Here is a 5310-nt window from a genome sequence, read left to right as displayed (position 1 = left end):
ATTATGTATTGACCTTCTGAGGCTCGATATTGACCTTCTGAGGCTCGATGTTGACCTTCTGAGGCTCGACGTTGACCTTTTGAGGCTCGACGTTGACCTTCTGAGGCTCGACGTTGACCTTCTGAGGCTCGATGTTGACCTTCTGAGGCTCGATGTTGACCTTCTGAGGCTCAATGTTGACCTTCTGAGGCTCGATGTTGACCTTCTGAGGCTCGACGTTGACCTTCTGAGGCTCAAAAAAGCCTTGGCGACTAGAAGTCGCGGCTACACAGACAAAACCCGCCTGCGCGGGTTTCAAAAATCTTTAGATTTAAAATGCGAAAAGGGCATAACAATGTTATGCCCCTACAAATTACGTGTATTTTACCAAATAGGCAACTATTGTAATCGCCTATTTTAGACTTTAGCTAACTGGGACTTCGGGTTGCTTTTTCTTAGAACGGCGGTTAAACCTGCGTCCCATCTCATCAATGACTGCATCTAAACCTGCAACATCACCGCTAGCTTTGGCATAGCTATAAACTGCTAATGCTGCTGCATACGCTTCACTAGCAGCAGTTATACAGGTATCATCCACCAATTCTTGCAGTTGCGTTAGAGACAACAGCACCGGATACAAGTCCTCATATATTTCCAAGTCCCGGCGCATTTCTTCTAAATCAAAGTAACGAGGCAAAAAGTTAGGGTTTTGTGTTGCCACTTGTAAGGCAATGCTTACAAAAGCCCGACTTTTATCTCCCATCTTCAGCATTGTTCGCCGATCTTCAGGGGTCAAATCAACCAAAAACGGTAACTTTTCTCTAATTGTAGCGATCGCCTGCATGACCGCTTCTTTGTCTGCTGGGGCTAAACTGGCACTGATACGATTTTCTGCCATTTTTAATACTCCTTTAGGGTACTTAATTTCAGTATTCCCAAAGTTAGAAAGGCGATCGCATTCATCAGAGGGGAACACTCAAAAATACTTACAATTGCCAATCCTCAACTCTGCTGTTGAAGTCGTAATTTTTCAAGCCATAATCCAGTCAAGCTTCTATTTCCAGCAAAAGTGCCCGATAACCTGCTTGGCCAAAGTGTTGATCGGCGGTTGCTGCAATAATTAAGCCCCGATCCTGCATGGCAATAAACGAAATACAATCAGTTAACCCCAGGTTTTGTCTAAACGGGACTGATAAAGTTGTAAAGCACGGTTGAGCAGTTGTGTGTCTACACTTACAACACACATATTTTTTGTTTGATAACACTGCTGGATAAATCGTATCGCGGCTGTGCGATTAAAAGCACTCAAAGCATTACCAACTTCAATTAAAACAGCTTCAGTTACCCATACTTCCACGGCACTTTGAACACGCGGTAGCAGTATTTTAGCCTTGAGATGGTATTGGTCGCGTACATTTAGTAACGCTTGGATAAAAACAGTGTCTAAAAATATTCGCTCACCCGTCATGTGTTAATTTCAGGCTGACGCTTTGGTGTGCCATACAAGTAATGGTCATGTTGACTTGCCCAATCTTCAGGTGCATCAACTGTCCCTGTTAAATCTTCTAATACATCCCACACATCAGCCACTTTAGTTTTAGATGAGTTAATATCCTCAGAAACGATGGTAATCACATAGCGTTTGTTCAGTTCTAAATCAGGTGGAATATCTGGGCGCAAAACAGAACCATCAAATGTAACCGTTAAAATTTTGCTCATTGCTCTATTTTCTCTAACCGCTAATCACCGCGATCGCATCAATCTCTACCAACACATCTTTAGGTAAGCGCGATACCTGCACACAAGCCCGTGCTGGGGCTGTATTTTCCGGGAAATATTTACCATATACAGCATTCACCGCCGCGAAATCATTCATGTCAGCTAGAAATACAGTGGTCTTCACCACATCTTGAAAAGTCGCCCCAGCTGCTATGAGGATGGCTTCAAGATTAGCTAATACCTGTTCAGTTTGTTTTTTGACATCATCAGTGTAGACGACATCACCAAGGCGGGGATCGATGGCAATTTGTCCAGCGATGAATACAAATTGACCTGAAGCTGCGATCGCTTGATTATAAGGGCCGACTGGTGCGGGTGCGTTATCAGTATTAATTACTTTACGGGTCATAGATATTACTTTCTCTAACGATGTTTCCTGTTTACCGATTTTCGCTTCAGCTGCGATCGGTTTGTAGACTTCTCCATCTGGCATTATCGCACCAGTTAGGTCAGCATCTTTAAAGCTCGTCCCATAGACATCTGCTCCAGTTAAATCAGCTCTTCTCAAATTTGCTCCATCTAAATTTGCTCTGGTTAAATTTGCCCATCGCAAATTGACTTTTTCTAAATTCGCTCCTTGGAGAAATGCTTTTGTAAGGTTTGTACTTTGAAGAGATGCTGCTGCAAAATCTATGTCAGCCAAATTCATGCCTGAGAGATCAACTTTATTCAGATTCGCTCTATGAAATATACTTCCTTGGAGTTTGGCACTTTGCAATATTGCCTCAGTTAAGTTAGCCAGAGTAAAGTTTCCTCCAATTAAGTACGCTTGGCTAAAATCTGTCTTAGTTAGATTAGCTTTACTGAGATTAGCTTCAGCTAAGGAAGCCGCAGTCAGGTCTGCACTACTAAGAGTTGCTCCAGTTAAATTTGCTGTATCTAGGTTTGCATAAATAATTTTGCACTACTTAGGTCTACACCTATCAAGTTTGCCTGTTCTAAGTTTGCATGATTCAAATTTGCGCTATTGAGAGTTGACCAACTTAAGTCAGCACCATTGAGGTCTGTCCAAGCAAAAATTGCTGAAGAAGCACTTATTGAACTTAACTTTGTATCTGTTAAAAACGCTTTAGTAAGATTTGTACTATTAAGCTTTGCTTGGGTTAAATTTGCTCCACTTAAATCAACTCCAGCCGAATTTGCACCGTATAGGTCTATTTCACAGAGGTCTGCACCTTTGAGATTTTCTTCACTCAAATTTTCTGAATGAAAATTCCGCTCCCCTGCGGCGTATTTATCCAACAGTTCTTCAGCGTCCATAACGCACCATTAAATACCACTGACACAGTATAATCACAAAAACTTTGTGTCACAGCTATTCTTCTCCCCTCTTCTCTCTGCGCTCTCTGCGCCTCTGCGGTTCGTTCCTCTTACCCCAACCTCGGACGTATCCCATAATGCCGATACCGCCAATAATCGCGCAAAATGCGATCATGGTCAAAACATAAATTACCAGGCACTCGCCAATACTCAAAAATGCCTACACCCTTAGCATCATCTCCAGCCACAGGTTCCCCCGTAGCTGTCGCCAAAAACACAATGCTAATGGTATGCTGACGCGGATCGCGATCGCGGTCAGAATACACCAGTAATTGTTCAACTAATTCCACCTGTAAACCCGTCTCTTCCTCAGCTTCTCGCCGCGCCGCCACTTCCACCGCTTCGCCATAATCTACAAAACCACCAGGAATAGCCCAACCTAAAGGTAGATTATGTCTTTCAATTAACACTATTGGCCGATGAGGTCGATCTACTAGTTCAATGATGATATCAACTGTTGGTGTAGGATTTCGGTAAGTCATATTTATTTAGTCATTAGTCATTAGTCATTAGTCATTAGTCATTGGTCATTAGTCATTAGTCACTTGTACAGAGTTTCGACTGCGCTCAACTACCGCGTAGTCGTTGGCGTGGTAACAGAGCGTAGTCGTACCCCTCCGGGGAAGCAAGCTACGCGCAGCGTCTCGTAGAGAAGTGCAGCCTCTCCAAGAGTTGTATTGGTTATTCCCAAAGGACAAATGACAAAAGACAAATGACAAACAAAATGAGTTTACTTGATTTCCCCTGCAAATACCGTTCAGTGATAAATTTGATGCGATCGCCTAGCGTCTCCATCAGACAATTGCTCCCTCTTATAATTCAGGTTACTTATGCCTTTTCCTAGATCCAGTGGCATTTTGCTGCATCCTACCTCCTTTCCCAGTCGATTTGGTATTGGGGATTTAGGCTTAGAAGCCTATCGCTTCATTGATTTTCTTAAAGATAGCCATCAACAATATTGGCAAGTTTTACCACTGGGCCCCACTGGATACGGCAATTCTCCGTATATGTGCTACTCGGCAATGGCAGGAAATCCTCTGCTAATTAGCCCAGAAAAACTCTTAGAAGAGGGTTTACTATCTGAAGAAGACTTTGCTAATTTACCAGGATTTCCAGTAGAAAAGGTAGATTTCGAGCAGGTTGTGCCGATTAAGATTGGGCTACTCAAAAAAGCCTGTGACAAATTTAGAACCAATGCTACGCCCATCCAGCAGAAAGAGTTTGCAGGTTTTTGCGACAGTAAAGCTTATTGGCTAGATAATTACGCCTTATTTATGGCGCTAAAAGATGCCAACGAGAATGCAAACTGGCACGCATGGAAGCCAGAATTTGTCAAGCGCGATCCCCAAGCATTGGAGCAAGCACAGCATCGGCTCAATGGAGATATTTATTATTACAAATTCGTCCAGTTTGAGTTTTTTCGCCAGTGGTCAGAACTAAAAAGTTACGCTAATATGCGCGGCATTAACATTATTGGCGATATCCCCATCTACGTATCTCATGATAGTGCCGACGTGTGGGCGCATCCCAACATTTTTTGCTTAGACGAAGAGACAGGTGCTGCTGCTCAAATGGCAGGAGTTCCACCAGATTACTTTAGCGCCACCGGTCAATTGTGGGGCAACCCGGTTTACAACTGGGAGGAATTGCAAAAACAAGACTTTAAGTGGTGGGTACAGCGCTTTGAGGCAATGCTGGATTATGTAGATATAATTCGTATTGACCACTTCCGCGGCTTCGAAGCTTATTGGGCTGTGCCGCAAGGTGAACAAACTGCCATAAATGGTAAATGGGTGGAAGCGCCTGGAGATGCTTTTTTTGAAGTGATTAGGCAAAAGTTGGGCAAGCTACCCGTCTTAGCAGAAGATTTGGGAGTAATTACACCGGGGGTAGAAGCGCTGCGAGACAAGTATGAATTTCCGGGGATGAAAATTTTGCAATTTGCCTTTAGTGCTGATTCCACTAACCCATTTTTACCATTCAATTATCGGCACAATGCTGTAGTTTATACCGGGACTCACGATAATGATACAACTATAGGCTGGTTCAATACAGCTGAGGACAACGAAAAGCAAAACTTGTTGCTTTATTTAGGTTCTATCAGCCCTGATGGCATTCACTGGGATTTGATTCGCCTAGCTTTGAGTTCTATAGCCAACCAAGCGATTATTCCCTTGCAAGATATTTTGGGATTAGGAAACGAAGCGCGGATGAATTTTCCCAGTATTGCCG

At 43.2% G+C, this 5310-nt stretch carries 8 protein-coding genes and 1 pseudogene; 2 read left to right on the top strand and 7 right to left on the bottom strand.

Annotated features, from left to right (window positions below; all coding sequences use genetic code 11):
• A partial coding sequence (locus IQ229_RS23950) for a hypothetical protein (RefSeq protein ID WP_228013394.1) occupies window positions 1–400 on the top strand: 400 nt, incomplete at its 5' end.
• A gap of 3 nt (window positions 401–403) precedes the next feature.
• Here the strand turns inward: IQ229_RS23950 and IQ229_RS11695 are convergent.
• The 7 genes and pseudogenes from IQ229_RS11695 to IQ229_RS11670 all read right to left on the bottom strand — a co-directional run bounded on the left by IQ229_RS11695 (window position 404) and on the right by IQ229_RS11670 (window position 3560).
• Window positions 404–877 carry a hypothetical protein gene (locus tag IQ229_RS11695; protein ID WP_194043869.1) on the bottom strand — a complete coding sequence of 158 codons (474 nt, stop codon included), beginning with the start codon at window positions 875–877 and terminating at the stop codon, window positions 404–406.
• A 264-nt stretch (window positions 878–1141) separates the two neighbouring features.
• Window positions 1142–1447 carry a type II toxin-antitoxin system VapC family toxin gene (locus IQ229_RS11690; RefSeq protein WP_228013393.1) on the bottom strand — a complete coding sequence of 102 codons (306 nt, stop codon included), beginning with the start codon at window positions 1445–1447 and terminating at the stop codon, window positions 1142–1144.
• Window positions 1444–1698, bottom strand: coding sequence for a hypothetical protein (locus tag IQ229_RS11685; protein WP_194043867.1), 255 nt, complete (start codon window positions 1696–1698; stop codon window positions 1444–1446). The genes IQ229_RS11690 and IQ229_RS11685 overlap by 4 nt, the downstream gene beginning before the upstream one ends.
• A gap of 13 nt (window positions 1699–1711) precedes the next feature.
• Window positions 1712–2401, bottom strand: a complete 690-nt coding sequence (locus tag IQ229_RS24680; RefSeq protein WP_194043865.1) for a Rid family detoxifying hydrolase — start codon at window positions 2399–2401, stop codon at window positions 1712–1714.
• 93 nt (window positions 2402–2494) lie between these two features.
• Window positions 2495–2596: pseudogene (locus IQ229_RS24990) on the bottom strand (pentapeptide repeat-containing protein); the annotation flags it as partial.
• 41 nt (window positions 2597–2637) lie between these two features.
• Window positions 2638–3018 carry a pentapeptide repeat-containing protein gene (locus tag IQ229_RS24510; protein ID WP_194043863.1) on the bottom strand — a complete coding sequence of 127 codons (381 nt, stop codon included), beginning with the start codon at window positions 3016–3018 and terminating at the stop codon, window positions 2638–2640.
• Window positions 3019–3128: 110 nt separating this feature from the next.
• On the bottom strand, window positions 3129–3560 hold the full coding sequence (locus IQ229_RS11670) for an NUDIX domain-containing protein (RefSeq protein ID WP_194043861.1): 432 nt from the start codon (window positions 3558–3560) through the stop codon (window positions 3129–3131).
• Between the two features lie 348 nt (window positions 3561–3908).
• Here IQ229_RS11670 and malQ point away from each other — a divergent pair.
• A partial coding sequence (gene malQ, locus IQ229_RS11665) for a 4-alpha-glucanotransferase (protein ID WP_194043859.1) occupies window positions 3909–5310 on the top strand: 1402 nt, incomplete at its 3' end.

Source organism: Nostoc cf. edaphicum LEGE 07299, assembly GCF_015207245.1.
GTDB classification, from domain to species: Bacteria; Cyanobacteriota; Cyanobacteriia; order Cyanobacteriales; family Nostocaceae; genus Nostoc; species Nostoc edaphicum_B.
This window is presented reverse-complemented; position numbering and strand designations above follow the sequence as displayed.

Bases quoted from the DNA above. Each gene is read 5' to 3' on its own strand.
- IQ229_RS11695 (WP_194043869.1), bottom strand. From the start codon at position 877: ATGGCAGAAAATCGTATCAGTGCCAGTTTAGCCCCAGCAGACAAAGAA.
- IQ229_RS11690 (WP_228013393.1), bottom strand. From the start codon at position 1,447: ATGACGGGTGAGCGAATATTTTTAGACACTGTTTTTATCCAAGCGTTA.
- IQ229_RS11685 (WP_194043867.1), bottom strand. From the start codon at position 1,698: ATGAGCAAAATTTTAACGGTTACATTTGATGGTTCTGTTTTGCGCCCA.
- IQ229_RS24510 (WP_194043863.1), bottom strand. From the start codon at position 3,018: ATGGACGCTGAAGAACTGTTGGATAAATACGCCGCAGGGGAGCGGAAT.
- IQ229_RS11670 (WP_194043861.1), bottom strand. From the start codon at position 3,560: ATGACTTACCGAAATCCTACACCAACAGTTGATATCATCATTGAACTA.